The organism is Halosimplex yunnanense (genome assembly GCF_054504345.1).
In genome coordinates this window covers 161,570-176,787 of record NZ_JBTJEL010000032.1, presented here as the reverse complement: position 1 = coordinate 176,787, position 15,218 = coordinate 161,570, and the positions used below count along the sequence as shown (strand labels likewise).

The following is a 15,218-nucleotide window of genomic DNA, read 5'->3' as shown; positions in this document are numbered from 1 at the left end:
GTGATGGACTTCCCTGAACGACTATGACGAGCACCAAACCGACTCGCGGTGATGAACCTATCGCAAGACGGCGACGGGATCGCTCGATCACTGCCGCCGATCGACGCCCCCGATCCGCGGCCCGAATCGGCGGTGATCGGCGATGACGGACACCGGCGACGAGCGCCGGTGGTGGAAGGAAGCGGTCGTCTACCAGGTGTACCCCAAGAGCTTCGCCGACAGCGACGGCGACGGCGTCGGCGACCTGCCGGGCCTGATCGACCGGGTCGACTACCTCGACGACCTCGGCGTCGACGCCGTCTGGCTCAACCCCGCCTACGAGTCCCCGCAGGCCGACAACGGCTACGACATCAGCGACTACCGCGCCATCGCCGACGAGTACGGCGACATGGCCGATTGGGAGCGCCTGCGCGAGGAACTCCACGAGCGGGACATCCGCCTGATCATGGATCTGGTGGTGAACCACACCTCCGACGAGCACGATTGGTTCCAGAAGTCCCGTCGCGAGGAGGGCGAGTACGCCGACTACTACCACTGGGTCGACGGCGAGCCCGACGAACTGCCCAACGACTGGGAGTCGGTCTTCGGCGGTCCCGCGTGGTCGTACGACGAACGACGGGAAGCGTGGTACCTGCACCTGTTCGACGAGAAGCAGCCGGACCTCAACTGGACCAACCCGGACGTGCGCGAGGCCGTCTACGACATGATGCAGTGGTGGCTGGATCGAGGCATCGACGGCTTCCGCATGGACGTCATCAACCTGATCTCGAAGACCGAGGGGTACCCCGACGGCGGCCCCGACTCCGGCGGCGCGGAACACTTCATCAACGGCCCGCGGGTCCACGAGTACGTCGGGGAGATGTGCGACGAGGTCCTCGACGACGACCACCTCCTCACCGTCGGCGAGACGCCCGGCGCCTCTGTCGAGGACGCGCGGCAGTTCGTCGGCACGGACGGCGACGGGCTCTCGATGGTGTTCCAGTTCGAGCACGTCACCTTCGACCACGGCGAGTCGAAGTGGGACGCCGGCGAGCCCGACCTCGTCGAGTTCAAGGAAATCCTCTCGAAGTGGCAGCGCGGCCTCGACGAGGACGGCTGGAACAGCCTCTACCTCAACAACCACGACCAGCCGCGGATGGTGTCGCGGTTCGGGGACGACGACGAGTACCGCCGCAAGTCCGCCAAGCTGCTCGGCACGCTCACTCACACCCTCGGCGGCACGCCGTTCGTCTACCAGGGCGAGGAGATCGGCATGACGAACGCGCCGTTCGAATCCCGCGACCAGTTGCGCGACGTGGAAGCGCTCAACTACGTCGAGTCGGCCATCGCCGACCCCGAGACGGACGCCGAGGCTTACGAGGACGTCCGCGAGGCCGTCGAAGCGATGTGCCGCGACAACGCCCGCACCCCGATGCAGTGGGCCGACGACGACCACGCCGGCTTCACCGACGGCGAGCCGTGGATCGACGCGAACCCCAACTACTCGGAGGTCAACGTCGAGCGGGCGCGCGAGGACCCCGACTCGGTGTATCACTACTACCGCGACCTGATCGCGCTCCGCGACCGCGACGTCCTCGTCTACGGCGACTTCGAACTGCTCCGCCCGGACCATCCGTCGCTGTTCGCGTACACCCGGACGCTCGACGGTGACAGGCAGACCAGTCACTCCACAGACGCTCCCCAGCGCGCGCTCGTCGCCCTCAACTTCGACGACGAGCCGACGACGTTCGAGGTCCCGGACGGAGTGACCGTCGACGGACTCGAACTCGCGCTCGCGAACGACGACGCGCCGCCCGTGCCCGGCCGCGCCCTCGACCTCGGGCCGTGGGAGGCGCGCGTCTACCTGACGACCGACCAGACAGACCAATGACACAGACAGACACCGCGACAGAGAGTCGAATCGACCGCGAGTGGTGGAAGGAGGCCACCGTCTACCAGATCTACCCGCGGAGCTTCAACGACAGCGACGGCGACGGCGTCGGCGACATCCCCGGCATCGTCGAGAAGGTCGACTACCTCGACCAGTTGGGCGTCGACGTGGTGTGGCTCTCCCCGGTGTACGACTCCCCGAACCACGACAACGGCTACGACATCCGCGACTACCGCGCGATCATGGACGAGTTCGGCGACATGGCCGACTGGGAGCGCCTGCGCGACGCGCTCCACGACCGGGACATGAAGATCATCATGGATCTGGTGGTCAACCACACCTCCAACGAACACGAGTGGTTCCAGCGCTCGCGCCGCGAAGAAGGTGAGTACGCCGACTACTACCACTGGGTCGACGGCGAGCCCGACGAACCGCCGAACAACTGGGAGTCGCTGTTCGGCGGCTCGGCGTGGGCGTGGGACGACGAACGGGAGGCGTGGTACCTCCACGTCTTCAACGAAAACCAGCCCGACCTCAACTGGCGCAACCCCGCGGTCCGCGAGGCCGTCCAGGATGTCGTCACCTGGTGGCTCGACCGCGGCATCGACGGCTTCCGCATGGACGCCATCAGCCACCTCTCCAAGCCAGAGACCTACCCCGACGGCGACCCCGAGGAGGCGGGACCGCTGGGCTCGGAACACTACACCCTCGGTCCACGGCTGGGCGAGTACCTCGACGAACTCGGTGCGGTGATCCCCGCGGAGGCGATGACCGCCGGCGAGATGGGCGGCGCCTCCGCGACCGACGCCCGCGAGTACATCGAGCGGGGCGACTGCCTCGACATGGTCTTCCACTTCGACCACCTCGGCGTCGACCAGGGCGGCGACTGGACCGGCGACGACTGGGGCGAGTGGGACCTCGTCGAGTTCAAGGACCTGATGACGCGCAACCAGCGCGAGGTGGCCCGCGAGGCGTGGGAGGCGCTGTTCCTGGGCAACCACGACCATCCGCGGATCGTCACCCGATTCGGCGAGGCCGACTACCGCCGCCGGTCCGCGAAGCTGATCGCAACCTTCCTCATGACGATGCGGGGCACCCCGTACCTCTACCAGGGGCAGGAACTCGGAATGACCAACACCGAGTTCGAGAGCCTCGACGAGGTCGACGACGCGATGACCGTCGGCATCGTCGAGGAACTGCTGGAGGCGGGCGAGGTCGACTCCTTCGAGGAGGTCAGCGAGGCCGTCAACTACCGGAGCCGCGACCACGCGCGCACCCCGATGCACTGGGGCGACGGCTCCGCGGCCGGCTTCACCGACGGCGACCCGTGGCTCGGACTCAACGACAACTACACCGAGATCAACGCCGCCGCGGCCGTCGACGACCCCGAATCGGTGTATCACTACTACCGCCGGCTGATCGACCTGCGCCGCGAGGACGACGCGCTCGTCTACGGCGACTACGAACTGCTCGTCCCCGACGACGACCAGGTCTACGCGTTCACCCGCGAACTCGGCGACGAGCGCCGCCTGGTCGTGCTGAACTGGTCGAGCGAGACCGCGACGTTCGACCCGGACGGCCTCACAGTCGACGACGCCGAAGTCGCGATCGCTAACTTCGACGACCCGCCGGCCGCGCCGGTCGGCGCCACGCTTCGCCCGTACGAGGCCGTCGTCTACGAGTACTGAGCGGCCTTTATCGACCCCTTGACCGCCGGAAAATCGCTGCGAGGCCGTTTTTCAGTAGCCCGTGCCGAGGTACGTGTGGACCGCGTCGCCTTCTTCGAGGCGGTCGACGAGCGCGATCGCGAAGTCCTCCATCGAGATGTAGCTGTCGCCCTCTTCGTCGGCGACGAGTTCGCCCTCGGCGGTCCGGTACTCGCCGGTGCGCTCGCCGGGTTCGATCAGCGCCGCGGGCGCGAGGTACGTCCACTCGAGGTCGTCGGCGTCTTCGAGGAGCTCGTAGGCGTCGATGGCCGCGCGCGCGAGCGGCTCCCACTCGTCGGGGAACTCATCCGTCTCGACTAGCCGCGTGTCCGGACCGACGGAGAGCCCGCCGGCGCCGCCCGTCCAGACCAGGCGGTCGACCTCGGCGCGGCGCAACCCCTCGACGGTCGCCTCGATCATCTCCGAGAGCACCGCCGGGTCCTCGTCCTCACCGGGACCCAGCGTCGACGCGACGGCGTCGTGACCCGCCGCGAGTCGCGCCACCGCGCCGGCATCCGTCGCGTCGCCCGCGACCGCTGTGAACGCGGGGTCGTCGACGCCCTCGACCTCGCCGCCCCGGGAGACGCCGGTGACCGAGTGGTCCCGGTCCAGCAGTTCGTTCGCCACGCGCTGTCCGATTCGGCCGCTCGCACCGAGTAGGAGTACGTTCATGGTGGATCACTCTCGTGAAACCGCGACAGCCCTTCGCCGTCGCCGATCACACGATCACACCTACTGTTGATGCGTGATGTCTTATAGGCCAGCGAACGAACGAGTGAGTAAGTCACACCGATGTCATCAGAGGATCTGGAGGCGCGATACTCGAACTGCCCGGTGGTCAGGACGCTCGAAGAGATCGGGTCGCAGTGGCGGATGACGGTCATCCACGTCCTCCGGGAGGGCGAACTGCGGTTCAACGAACTGAAGCGGGCGACTGGCGCGAACTCCCAGACGCTCTCGCGCGTGCTCGACGACCTGGAAGAGAACGGCTACGTCGACCGCCGCGTCGACGAAGCGAGTCCCGTCGCCGTCTACTACTCGCTCACCCAGAAGGGGGCGGAACTGCACGCCGCTTTCGACGAAATCCACGAGTGGGGCGAGAAGTGGATGGACGAGGACTGATCAGTTCGATATAGCGGTATAGGATATACTCCGAAGAACGGCGTGCCGGCCTGCCACCGTACTGTCGGACGGAATCAATCGATTCAGGCGGCCGAGTCGTCCAGATCGCGGGTCTCGTCCTCGGCGTCGCTACCGGCGTACAGCGAGTAGGTCAAGACGGCGAACCCGCCGGCGGTAAAAGTGCTCTGGACGCTGGCGGCGACAGCGAGGTGGATGCGGACGATCCGGTGGAGCGTCCCACCGAGGATGGCGCCGACGGTGACGAGGCCGATACCGATCGACAGTGCCCGGAGGGCGGGATCGCCGGTCCGGCGGTACGCACGCCAGGCGAGGCCGGTCAGCAGCGCGCCGAGCAAGAGGGTAACCGCTTTCGTCAGTGCGAGGGCGAAGGTGGTGTCGAACACGGGAGTCTCACGCTCGTCCCGTCCTACCGGACACCCGGGGTTATACCCCAAGAGGTGTTCTCAGACTGCGGGAACGGTCCCGAACAGAAGCTCACTCCGAGTACAGCGAGTAGACGATGACGGCGAACCCGGCGGCAGTCAGCGAACTTTCCAGGACGAGCGCGACGTCAGTGACCGCCATGGCGCTCCCCCGGTTCCCGGTGAACGGGAGCAGATCGGGTCCGACCATCGAGAACCGCAAGAGCTGATCGACGAACCCCGCCATCATCGTCCCCGCTGTCACGATGGCGAACCCCACCGCGAGATACCACAGCGGCCTGGCGCCGCTCCGGGAGTAGGCCTTGTACGCGAAATACGTGATCAGGCCACCGAGCAGCAGCGTTATCGTTTTCAGTGCGACCAGGACCGCGGTGGCGGGCGTCGTGTGTGGGCTCATGTTTCCTTGCGTACCTCCGACCAGAGCGATTCCAGACGCTGGTCCGGCGTCCGGGGCTGGCGAGCGATCTCTGTTTCGAACTCGCGCTCGTCGGTCAAAGCGATGACGACTTCCTCGAAGTCGACCTCGTAGATGCTGGCGTGCTGGCCGTCGGGGCGGATCTCGGTGCCCTCGAACAGCAGCTGGGCCTCCTCCAGCCGGTCGATCTTCCGGTAGGTCGTCGACAGGGGGATGTCGCTCGCCTCGGAGATCTCGCTGGCCGTCATGGGCTCGTCCAGCGCCGTGACGATCGCCCGACAGTCCGGGTCGTCCAGCGCGTCCAGGACGTCCTGGAGGTCCGGCGCCTCGTCGTCCGCGAACGGGTCACGGACCATTCCTATCCGTCACTAACCCGAGGAACGTTATAACCGCACCGACACGCGACGCCCGCGCACCGCCGCGAGACGGCCGTATCGGCACCCCTCGACGCCTCGCCCAAATCACACGTTTCGGACATGTTCGGCGAAACCCCTTCAGGGACGCCCGTCCGCACGCACCGCTTCGTCGGCGTCGTCCCACGGGAGCGGGCCCTCGTACTCCGGCGGGACGTACCCGCAGAGCGGGTCGCTCGCCAGCGGGTCGCCGGTGTGGGCGTACGCCCGAGAGCGACTGCCGCCGCAGACGTTGCGAAACGGGCACGCGCCGCACTTCCCCTGGAGGGAGTCCCGGTCCCGGAGCGACCGGAACAGGTCCGACTCGCGGTACACTTCGACGACGTCGTCGTCGGGTACCGTCCCGGCCGACTCCGGCAGGAACCCCGAGGGGTAGACCTCGCCCGTGTGGCTCACGAACGCGAAGCCGTCGCCAGCGATGACGCTCGCGCGGCGGTTCTCCGCCTTGCTTGGCCCTGTGCCGCCGTCCGCGGCCGCATCCGCGGCGGCCTGCCGGCGGACCCGACGGTAGTGCGGGGCCTCGGTCGTCTTCAGGCCGAACGGCGCCTCGTCGGCCACCTCGGAGAGCCACTCCATGACCCGCTCGGCCCGCTCGGGCGGGATCGGGTCGAGCAGGCGGCCGCGACCGATCGGGACGAGGAAGAACACGCTCCAGAGCACCGCCCCGAGGTCGGCGACGCGGTCGCGGATCGCCGGCAGTTCCTCGACCGTGCTGGCGCAGACGGTCGTGTTGATCTGCAACGGGATCCCGGCTTCCCGCGCCTGTCGCGCCGCCCGCATCGTGGCGTCGAAACTCCCCGATTCGCCGCGAAAGGCGTCGTGACTGGCGGCGTCGGCGCCGTCGAGGCTCAGCGCCATCCGCTTGAGGCCGGCGTCGGAAAGCGCCTCGATGGCCTCGCCGTCGAGTTCCTCCGTCCCGCTGGGCGTCAGGGAGATGGTGAGTCCCTGATCGGTCCCGTAGTCGACGAGATCGACGAGATCCGGCCGCTTCATCGGGTCGCCGCCCGAGAGGACGACGAGTTGGCCGTCGCCGAAGTTCGCGGTCTGGTCGAGGAGTCGCTTGCCCTCGGCGGTCGTCAGCTCGTCGGGGTGGCGAGCCGGCTGTGCGTCCGCCCGGCAGTGGTCGCAGGACAGCTCGCAGGCCTGCGTCACCTCCCAGATGAGCACCATCGGGCGCTCGGCGGTGTCGACGGGCGGCCGCATCAGCGCCACCCCCGCGAATCCCCGCCGAGGACGCTCGTCCGGTGACTGTCCGCCGGTCCGTGGCCGTCGAGCGACGCTCCCGCACGAGTCTCGGTCATCGTCCGTCGAGTTCGGCCCGCATCACCTAAGCGGACGACCCCGTTCCCAGCGAGTGAAAATCCCGGGTGCGGGTAAGAAGGGGTAACCCCTCTCACCGCGTATGTCCGACCCCGATCCGAACTCCGCCCACGGGACCGACGCGTCCGCCCTCGACGCGACGGTCGATGCCCCCCGCGGCGACGTGACGCGGGAGTGGGAGCTGTTCGTCCGCGAGAGCACCGGCGAGCCGCTCGAACACGCCGGCAGCGTCAGCGCCCCTTCGGCCGAAATCGCCCGCGAACAGGCCGCGCAACTGTTCGGCTGGGCGGCCGAGACGCTCTGGCTCTGTCCGGCGGACGAGACCCACCGATTCGGCGCCAACGATATCACGCTCGGGGATCGCACCGACCATGGAGTTGACGAGTCAAGAGGTGAGCGAGCGTGATTTCGGTCAGCAAACTCCTCTGCGACCTCGACGCAGAGGGCGACGGGCTCCGCTACGACGCGGCCGACGAGTCCTCGAAGGAGCAGATCCGCGAGCGCAAGCAGCGCCGCCCGGTCGTCGTCTGGAACTGCACGAAGCAGTGCAACCTCTACTGCGACCACTGCTACGCGGCCGCCGAGACCGAGCCGGCGCCCGGGGAGATGACCACGGCGGAAGGCAAGCAGTTCCTCGACGAACTCGCCGAGTTCGGCGCGCCCGTCGTCCTGTTCTCCGGGGGCGAACCGCTGGCCCGCGACGACCTGACCGAACTCGTCGGCCACGCCGCCGACGCCGGCCTCCGGCCCGTGCTCTCGACCAACGGGACGCTGCTGACCGAGGAGCGCGCGGCGAACCTGCGGGAAGCGGGCCTCAAATACGCCGGCGTCTCCGTCGACGGGATGCCCGAGCGCAACGATGCCTTCCGGGGTCAAGAGGGCGCGTTCCAGCGCGCGCTGGAGGGGATCGAGGCCTCGCAGGCCGCGGGCCTCAAAACCGGGCTCCGCTATACGATCACCCGGCACAACGCCGACGACCTCGAAGACGTGGTGGACCTGCTGGCCGACCACGGCGTCGACCGGTTCTGCTTCTACCACCTCGACTACGGCGGCCGCGGCGCCGAGATCCAGGACGTAGACCTCACCCCAGAGGAACGCCGTGATGCGGTCCGGCGGGTCTGCGAGCTGACCCGGGAGTACCACGACCGCGGCCACGAGATCGAGACCCTGCTGGTCGGGAACTACGCCGACGCGGCGTACCTCGTCGAGTACACCCGCCGAGAGCTGGGGGCCGAACAGGCCGAACGGGTGTACCAGTACCTGCGAGCCAACGGCGGCGATCCCACCGGCGAACGCATCGCTGACGTCGATTACCAGGGCAACGTCCACCTCACGCAGTTCTGGCAGGGGTACTCGCTGGGGAACGTCCGCGACCGGCCGTTCGGCGACATCTGGACCGACGAGTCCAACCCGCTCCTGCGGGCGCTCCGCGAGCGCGAATCTTACCTGACCGGCCGGTGTTCGACCTGCCAGTATCAGGACGTCTGCCGCGGTGGGTCGCGGTTGCGAGCCCTCGCGACCGGCGACGACCCGTTCGGGCCGGACCCGCAGTGCTACCTGACGCCCGAAGAGCGCGGCGTCGGCGGCGAAGCTCGTTCTCCCGGCGCGGCGGACTGACGGCCCGTCGGCCGCCGATAAATCTCTATCCGCGATATCGAATCGAACTATGGCGACACGAGTGGGGTCCTATCGGACCCCTCAGAGGACGCCGAAGCCGTAGTCCGCGTACGGCCAGAACTGATAGAGGGCCACGCCGACTATCAGCGCGGGGATCGTCGTGTAGACGGTGGCGACGACGGCCGCTTTCGCGTCGATGGCCATCAGGGGGAACAGCGCGTCGCCGTCCTGGCTGATGGCGTTGGCCGTCAGTGCCGAGAAGGGGATGCCCCCCTGGGCGTAGACCTGCGCGAAGACGATCTGGGGGCCACAGCCCGGGATCAGCCCGAGAACTGCGCCACCGACGGGCGCGAGCACGCCCACTGCGGCTGCGATGGCGGCGATTCGAATGTCGAAGAGCACGACCGCATACTCGTAGACGAGGTAGGCGGCGATGACCCAGACCGTGACCATGCTCGTCTCGGTCGCGGCGTGCTGGAACGTCTCGTAGGCGCTCGCGAAGTCGTCGCGGATCCGCCCCGGTCGGCCCGTGCCGATGAACCGGCGGCCGACGAAGTGCAGGTAAAACGAGGCGGTCGTGCCGAGGATACCGGCGACCGTGAACAGTCCGGCGAAGGTGGCCCCGGCTTCCAGCGGCACCTCGGGTGCGCCGCGAAAGAGGTAGGCGACGCCCGCGACCAGCGCGCCCGCGGCGAGCACCCACCAGAGGACGTGGACGGCGTGGCTGACCGTCGTCATGACGCCTCCGCTCTCGGCCTCGGTCTGGCAGCACTGGTCCCCTTCGAAGCGGTACTCGGGGATACTCGGACCGCCGTCGGCGACGTTCCTCGTGTTGAATCCGCCGTCCGTAACGGGGCGGCTGACCCGGTCGACCGCGCGGTCGACCCGGCCAACGCCCAACCCCCAGAGATCGATAGCGTAGCCGAAGAGGACCGCGGCGACGAAGGCCATTCCGTAGGCGTAGACGGCCGCCTCGGGGGCGAGCGCAAGGATGACGAACGCGGAGTCGCCGGCCGTCGCGGCGAGAGCGGCCACTACCGTCCCGAAACTGACCGTCCCCCGGACGTACAGCGGCATCGCGATGATGGCCCCGCCGCAGCCGGGCGTCAGCCCCAGCAGCGCCCCGGCCAGCGGCTGCATCCGCTCGTTGTTCTCGAGGTACTCGACGATGCGCCCGCCGGTCCGGTACTGGACGTAACTGAAGACGAGGACCGTTACCGCGACGAACGCACTGACCTGGACGAACCCGTCCCGCACCGAGAAGACGAAGACGTCGAGCAGTTCGTCGAGTCTCACGATCGGTACCTCCGACGGCCGGCCGACCGCCCCCGGTCGCGGCGCCTCAGTCGGGCGCAGTTACTTGCGATGGCTGCACGGGCGCGCTCGGTCCGACTGGATCCGAGCGCCGTGGGAACTCCGCTCATTGATCTCAATTCGATGTGTGCTGGCTAAACGTAAATCACTTTCTACCTAATTCAAAAATTAGACGTATCTAAAACAAGCCGGTCTTCGAGCGTTGAGTCAGACCGGCCGGTCGCCGTCGGCGTCCTCCACGCATCCGAATCCCGGCACAGCGGCGGGCGGTTGCCCGGACCGGGGCGCTTTTGCCGATACCGGGGCAACTCCCGGTTGTGCTATCGGTCGAACTCCACGCGCACTCGGCCGCCTCGTACGACGGCCGGGACTCCGTGGAAATGCTGCTCGAACGCGCGGCCGCGGAGGGGCTGGACGCGCTGGCCGTCACCGACCACGACGAGGTCTCGGCGAACGCGACGCTCGTCGAACGTGCACCGGAGTACGGCCTCGTGGGCATCCCCGGCATCGAGGTCTCCAGCGCCGCGGGCCACGTCCTCGGGCTGAACGTGGACGGGGAGATCGACGCGGGCCTGTCCTTCGCGGAGACGATCGCTCAGATCCGCGAGCGAGGGGGTATCGCCGTCGTCCCCCACCCGTTCCAGGAGCTTCGCAGCGGCGTCCTCGCCAACATCTCCAGGGCGGAACTGCGGGAGGCCGACGCCGTCGAGGTGTACAACTCCCGGCTGGTGACCGGCTACTCCAATCGGCAGGCTCGCCGGTTCGCCGACCGCTACGACATGCCGATCACCGCCGGCAGCGACGCCCACGTCAGCGATATGGTCGGCCGCGCGGTGACGCTAGTCGACACCGACGACCGCACCCCGGAGGGGATCTGTCGGGCGGTCGCCGCCGGGCGAACCACGCTCCAGACGCGCCGAACGCCGTGGTCGGTGAGCCTCCGACAGGCCGTCGGCAACACCCGCCGGCGCGTCCGCCTCGCCCTGGACGGACTGTTCCGATGACCGGAACGGCCGGATCTACCGGGCGAGCGCTCGACGCAGCGAGCGACCGCATCCGCGGCGTACAACTCGAAACCGTCCGCGACGCGCTGACGGACGGCGATCCGTTACCCGGCACCTGCGGGTTCGCGGGCGCGGTGGACGACCGAGTCGTCCGGGACGTGCTCGGCCGCCAGCCGGTGTTCACCGAGTCGGCGGACCCGACTGCGTGGAGCTTCGACCCCGCCGATCTCGCGGCCCCCGACCCAGTCCCGGCCGGTCACGCCCGCTCGCCGGCCGGCGACGAACGGTGCTGGTCGCTTCCCGACGCGGACCCCGAGGAGGACGACCGGCTGGCCGTTCGCGAGGTCCGTGATGCCGTGCGGTCGGCGATCGACGATACCGCCAAGGAGGACCTCGCGGTCGCGTTCTCCGGCGGCGTCGACTCGGCCGCGCTGGCCGCCCGGCTCGACGCGCCGCTGTACGTGGCCGGGTTCCCGGAGAGCCACGACGTCGAGGCGGCCCGGACCGCCGCCGCGAAGCTCGGGCGGGACCTCCGGGTCGTCGAACTCGACCACGGGGACATCGAACGAGCGATCCCAGAGATCGTCGCCGCCACGGGCCGGACGAACGCGATGGACGTGAGCATCGCGCTCCCGCTCTATCTCGTGGCCGAACGGGCGGCCGCGGACGGGTTCGACCGACTCGCCGTGGGACAGGGCGCCGACGAACTGTTCGGCGGCTACGCGAAGGTGGCCCGGGCGCCCGAGGACGAGCGCGTCGCCGCCGACACGGTCCGGGGTGCCCGCCGCGAAGTCGTCGGCACACTCCCCGACCAGCTCGAACGCGACGTGCTGACGCTCCGCGGCGCCGGCACCGAGCCGGTTGCGCCGATACTGGACGACCGGGTCGTCGCCGCGGCGCTCGCCTTGCCGGGTCGGCTGCTCGTGACCGACCGCGGCGAGCGCAAGTGGGCGCTGCGGCTCGCGGTCCGCGAGTGGGTTCCCGACCCCGTCGCCTTCCGGGAGAAGAAGGCGGTCCAGTACGGCAGCCTCGTCTCGCGGGAACTCGACCGGCTGGCCCGGCAGGCAGGGTACAAACGGCGGATGGACGACCACGTCGAGAAGTATATCGAATCGCTGATCTGAGCGGCGCCGAGCCTCGCTCGGTTGCCATCCGCTGGCGAACTGACGGTCGAAATCCCGTTGCCGTCATCGGGATCCTGTAGACTGGTTTATAACAGGAGCTAAGACGATCGATGCGGTACCGGCAGGGAGAGCACTCCGGGAGATGAGAGGACCCACGCATCGCGCCGCCGACCGCGCCGTCTCCAAAGAGGGGATGGCCGCGCTCGGATTCGGCCTCACCGTCCTGATGATGGCGATCACTGGCGGCCTGTTGATGCAGACGAGCGATTCGCTGTCCGAGGGAGGACCGATCCTCTCGACCAGCGCGGACCCGATCCACGCGAGTGGGGACGACGCCCAGTGGATCCGGATCGCCCACGAGAGCGGCGACACCGTGGCCCTCGCCGAAATCGACCTGATCGTGAACCTGCCGGACCACAACAAGCGCGCCCGGCTGCACGGCCTGCCGACCCAGCGGCTCACGCAGGACGATTACTCCGGGAACCACATCTTCACCCGCGGTCGCCCGGGTATCGACGGGGTCGCGGCCGCGCCGAACGGCAGCGGCGCGCAGTTCGACGCCGGCGGCGAGATCGCCGTCCGGATCGAACAGCGCCGGGTCGACCTCCGGTCCGGCCAGACCGTCGAAGTGACGCTCCGCCACACCGAGTCGGAGACGGTGCTCTCCGAGGAGCGAATCACAGTCACCGGCTAAAGCGCAGCACAAGCGGGCCGACCGCGCTCGATTCTAGTCGCTTACCGCGTCGATAGCGAGTTTCCCGATTTCGGCGACGTCGTCGTCCAGCCCGTCGACCGACGCGTCGAGGTCGGCCGGCTCGAACCACTCCCAGTCCTCGGCCGGCTGTTCGCCCTCGGCGGGGTCGATCTCGCGGCTGTCGGCGCGGGCATAGTAGACCATGTCGACGTGCTGGTGGCCGACGAAGTCGCCGTGGACGTTCACGTCGGCGAGCTGGAAGTGCGCCGGCTTGGGGAGCGGGTCGATCGTCGGCGACTCGATGTCGTCGGCGTCGGCGACCAGTTCGGGGTCGAGCCCGGTCTCCTCGCGGGCCTCGCGGAGGCCGGCCTCGTGGGGGAGTTCGTCGCGGTCGACGTGGCCGCCCGGCGGGAGCCACCTGTCGAGGCCGTCGTGGACGTGGAGCGCGACGGCGCCGTCGCAGACGACGTAGACCGTCGCGGTGTAGTGTCGGGTCGTCTCCATACCTGCGGGTGGGCCACCGGTGGCTTCGGGCTTGCGAAAGCGACTCGGAAAACGGGCCTCAGGGGGCCGTGAACTCCTCTTCGGCTTCGAGGAGTTCGTGGTACCGGTTGCGGATGGTGACCTCGGAGATGTTGGCCACCTCGCTGACCTCGCTCTGAGTGACCTTCTCGTTGGCGAGCAGGGAGGCGGCGTAGACGGCGGCGGCCGCGAGGCCGACCGGCGACTTGCCCGAGTGGACGCCCTGCTCTTTGGCCGTGTTCAGGAGCTGTCTGGCGCGGCGCTCGACCTCCTCGGGGAGGTCCAGATCCGAGACGAACCGGGGCACGTAGCTCTCGGGGTCGGCGGGCTGGATCTCGAGGCTCAGCTCGCGGACCACGTAGCGGTACGTCCGGGCGATCTCGTCCTTGCCGACGCGGGAGACGGCGGCGATCTCGTCGAGGCTGCGCGGCGTGCCGGCCTGTCGCGCGGCGGCGTACAGCGCCGACGTGGCGACGCCCTCGATGGAGCGACCCGGGAGGAGGTCCTCGTCGAGCGCCCGGCGATAGATCACCGAGGCGGTCTCGCGGACGTTCTCCGGCAGGCCGAGCGCCGAGGCCATGCGGTCGATCTCGCCGAGCGCCTGCTTGAGGTTGCGCTCCTTGGAGTCCCGTGTGCGGAAGCGCTCGTTCCAGGTGCGGAGGCGCTGCATCTTCTCGCGCTGACGGGAGGACAGGGAGTTGCCGTAGGCGTCCTTGTCCTGCCAGCCGATGTTCGTCGAGAGGCCCTTGTCGTGCATCATGTTCGTCGTGGGCGCGCCGACCCGGGACTTCTCGTCTTTCTCGGCGGCGTCGAACGCGCGCCACTCCGGACCGGGGTCGATCTCATCCTCTTCGACCACGAGACCGCACTCCTCGCAGACCGTCTCGCCGTGCTCCGCGTCGGACGCGAGGTTCCCCCCGCATTCCGGACAGACGAGCGTCTCCTCCTCGTCGTCCTCTCGCTCGCGTTCCTCTTCACGCTCGCTCGTGTATCGTCTGATTGAGGTGTCGGTCATTGGTTGCAAACTACGCGGGGGTGTCCCCGCCAAAACCGCCTCACCGGATTATTTGTTGCGGTCCAAACGACTTAAATCTTTTCCAAAAATACCCTAACTTCCAAATTCTATTCTCGACCATAGTTAATCTATCGGTTCAATCCCGCTAACGCGTCCGAAAACAGAGGGATGAAACCGCGAATAATACCCACATCAGGCCGTCTCTATCCACATCTATCGATGGTATGAAACGGGGATAAGCGGGGACACGTGGTGGCAAAATTTGACGGAGTTCGGTCGGCGGCGACCGACGCAGTGGAAGCGGCGCCAGGGGGCATCGAAACCCTTACCGCCGGGCCACGCTTCGCCTCGGCCATGAGCGACACGGAGAGCGTCGTCGACCCCGAGGAGGTGCGCCACGTCGCCGACCTCGCGCGCATCGACCTCGACGACGAGGAGGTCGACCGCTTCACGGAGAAGTTCGCGGACATCCTCGAGTACTTCGAGACGCTGGACGAGGTGCCCGAGGTCGACGAAGAGGAGGAACTCGCGAACGTGATGCGTCCCGACGAGGCCCGCGAGTGCCTCTCCCAGGAGGAGGCGCTGCAGAACGCCCCCGAATCCGAAGACGGCTACTTCAAGGGACCGAACGTCTCGTGA

The 15,218-nt window shown here is 68.3% G+C and carries 17 protein-coding genes; 9 read left to right on the top strand and 8 right to left on the bottom strand.

The annotated features are described in order from the left end of the window. Positions 1–142 precede the first annotated feature (142 nt). Together AB2U09_RS07810 and AB2U09_RS07805 are read left to right on the top strand one after the other, a co-directional pair. Positions 143–1,870: a glycoside hydrolase family 13 protein gene (locus tag AB2U09_RS07810; protein WP_459192143.1), complete on the top strand. Its 1,728-nt coding sequence runs from the start codon at positions 143–145 to the stop codon at positions 1,868–1,870. Continuing rightward, on the top strand, positions 1,867–3,558 hold the full coding sequence (locus tag AB2U09_RS07805; protein WP_459192142.1) for a glycoside hydrolase family 13 protein: 1,692 nt from the start codon (positions 1,867–1,869) through the stop codon (positions 3,556–3,558). The genes AB2U09_RS07810 and AB2U09_RS07805 overlap by 4 nt, the downstream gene beginning before the upstream one ends. A 51-nt stretch (positions 3,559–3,609) precedes the next feature. Here the strand turns inward: AB2U09_RS07805 and AB2U09_RS07800 are convergent, their stop codons facing one another. Next, positions 3,610–4,248: an NAD(P)-dependent oxidoreductase gene (locus AB2U09_RS07800; protein WP_459192141.1), complete on the bottom strand. Its 639-nt coding sequence runs from the start codon at positions 4,246–4,248 to the stop codon at positions 3,610–3,612. A 120-nt stretch (positions 4,249–4,368) separates the two neighbouring features. Between AB2U09_RS07800 and AB2U09_RS07795 the strand changes: the two genes are divergently transcribed. Beyond that, positions 4,369–4,698 (top strand): winged helix-turn-helix transcriptional regulator, encoded by a 330-nt coding sequence (locus AB2U09_RS07795; RefSeq protein WP_459192140.1) that lies wholly within the window; start codon positions 4,369–4,371, stop codon positions 4,696–4,698. Between the two features lie 83 nt (positions 4,699–4,781). Here AB2U09_RS07795 and AB2U09_RS07790 read toward each other — a convergent pair whose 3' ends face one another. The 4 genes from AB2U09_RS07790 to AB2U09_RS07775 form a co-directional block, all read right to left on the bottom strand. Continuing rightward, positions 4,782–5,102, bottom strand: coding sequence for a DUF7521 family protein (locus AB2U09_RS07790; RefSeq protein ID WP_459192139.1), 321 nt, complete (start codon positions 5,100–5,102; stop codon positions 4,782–4,784). Positions 5,103–5,193: 91 nt separating this feature from the next. Beyond that, complete coding sequence (locus AB2U09_RS07785) at positions 5,194–5,538, bottom strand: DUF7521 family protein (protein ID WP_459192138.1); 345 nt, start codon at positions 5,536–5,538, stop codon at positions 5,194–5,196. Then, positions 5,535–5,912, bottom strand: a complete 378-nt coding sequence (locus tag AB2U09_RS07780; protein ID WP_459192137.1) for a helix-turn-helix domain-containing protein — start codon at positions 5,910–5,912, stop codon at positions 5,535–5,537. Before AB2U09_RS07780 ends, AB2U09_RS07785 begins: the two co-directional genes overlap by 4 nt. Before the next feature lie 138 nt (positions 5,913–6,050). Further along, positions 6,051–7,172: a TIGR04053 family radical SAM/SPASM domain-containing protein gene (locus tag AB2U09_RS07775; RefSeq protein WP_459192136.1), complete on the bottom strand. Its 1,122-nt coding sequence runs from the start codon at positions 7,170–7,172 to the stop codon at positions 6,051–6,053. A 199-nt stretch (positions 7,173–7,371) separates the two neighbouring features. Here AB2U09_RS07775 and AB2U09_RS07770 point away from each other — a divergent pair, with 199 nt between their 5' ends. Together AB2U09_RS07770 and AB2U09_RS07765 are read left to right on the top strand one after the other, a co-directional pair. Next, the gene (locus tag AB2U09_RS07770; protein WP_459192135.1) at positions 7,372–7,695 is read left to right on the top strand and encodes an Htur_1727 family rSAM-partnered candidate RiPP; all 324 of its coding nucleotides are present in this window, start codon (positions 7,372–7,374) and stop codon (positions 7,693–7,695) included. Continuing rightward, positions 7,692–8,906 (top strand): TIGR04347 family pseudo-SAM/SPASM protein, encoded by a 1,215-nt coding sequence (locus AB2U09_RS07765; protein WP_459192134.1) that lies wholly within the window; start codon positions 7,692–7,694, stop codon positions 8,904–8,906. The genes AB2U09_RS07770 and AB2U09_RS07765 overlap by 4 nt, the downstream gene beginning before the upstream one ends. 81 nt (positions 8,907–8,987) lie before the next feature. Here the strand turns inward: AB2U09_RS07765 and AB2U09_RS07760 are convergent, their stop codons facing one another. Continuing rightward, positions 8,988–10,202, bottom strand: coding sequence for a putative manganese transporter (locus AB2U09_RS07760; protein WP_459192133.1), 1,215 nt, complete (start codon positions 10,200–10,202; stop codon positions 8,988–8,990). Between the two features lie 335 nt (positions 10,203–10,537). Here AB2U09_RS07760 and AB2U09_RS07755 point away from each other — a divergent pair, with 335 nt between their 5' ends. From AB2U09_RS07755 to AB2U09_RS07745, 3 genes are all read left to right on the top strand, one after another. After that, on the top strand, positions 10,538–11,224 hold the full coding sequence (locus tag AB2U09_RS07755) for a CehA/McbA family metallohydrolase (RefSeq protein ID WP_459192132.1): 687 nt from the start codon (positions 10,538–10,540) through the stop codon (positions 11,222–11,224). A gap of 50 nt (positions 11,225–11,274) precedes the next feature. Continuing rightward, entirely contained in the window at positions 11,275–12,348 is a 1,074-nt protein-coding gene (locus AB2U09_RS07750; RefSeq protein WP_459192326.1) for an asparagine synthase C-terminal domain-containing protein, read from the top strand. Positions 12,349–12,490: 142 nt separating this feature from the next. Continuing rightward, positions 12,491–13,042 (top strand): hypothetical protein, encoded by a 552-nt coding sequence (locus AB2U09_RS07745; RefSeq protein ID WP_459192131.1) that lies wholly within the window; start codon positions 12,491–12,493, stop codon positions 13,040–13,042. 33 nt (positions 13,043–13,075) lie between these two features. Here the strand turns inward: AB2U09_RS07745 and AB2U09_RS07740 are convergent, their stop codons facing one another. Continuing rightward, the gene (locus tag AB2U09_RS07740; RefSeq protein WP_459192130.1) at positions 13,076–13,546 is read right to left on the bottom strand and encodes an NUDIX hydrolase; all 471 of its coding nucleotides are present in this window, start codon (positions 13,544–13,546) and stop codon (positions 13,076–13,078) included. A gap of 58 nt (positions 13,547–13,604) precedes the next feature. Then, entirely contained in the window at positions 13,605–14,579 is a 975-nt protein-coding gene (locus tag AB2U09_RS07735; RefSeq protein ID WP_459192129.1) for a transcription initiation factor IIB, read from the bottom strand. A 354-nt stretch (positions 14,580–14,933) separates the two neighbouring features. On the opposite strand from AB2U09_RS07735, the gene gatC reads away from it, so the two are divergent. Beyond that, a complete protein-coding gene (gatC, locus tag AB2U09_RS07730; protein ID WP_459192128.1) occupies positions 14,934–15,218 on the top strand; it encodes an Asp-tRNA(Asn)/Glu-tRNA(Gln) amidotransferase subunit GatC in 285 nt (94 codons plus the stop codon).